This window comes from Enterobacter sp. PTB (genome assembly GCF_051130085.1).
Classification (GTDB): domain Bacteria; phylum Pseudomonadota; class Gammaproteobacteria; order Enterobacterales; family Enterobacteriaceae; genus Enterobacter; species Enterobacter ludwigii.
In genome coordinates, this window is sequence record NZ_JBDKEE010000175.1 from 1 (window position 1) to 261 (window position 261).

Consider the following 261-nt stretch of genomic DNA (forward strand, 5'->3'; position numbering starts at 1 on the left):
TGCCCGTGCATGCGGGCCAGGATCCCCGCGCATGGTCTGAATACACCCAGGTGCGCGACGAGCTGAGCAAGCTGACCCACCCCGCACGTCCCGATGTGGACTGGCGGAAGGTGGAACAGCTGTGTGTAACCCTGTTTCGCCACAACGGCACCGACCTGCAGACCGCTGCCTGGTTCTGCTGCGCCCGTCTGCAGCGTTCCGGTTTATCCGGGCTGTCGGAAGGACTGGAGCTGGTCGATTCGCTGATTACGCACCAGTGGA

The 261-nt window shown here is 63.6% G+C and carries 1 protein-coding gene; it reads left to right on the forward strand.

The genetic code is table 11. The features are described 5' to 3' along the window. Nucleotides 1-5: 5 nt before the first annotated feature. Nucleotides 6-261: type VI secretion system ImpA family N-terminal domain-containing protein (locus AAIR21_RS28140; RefSeq protein ID WP_434682878.1), on the forward strand; the 256-nt coding region annotated here is incomplete at its 3' end.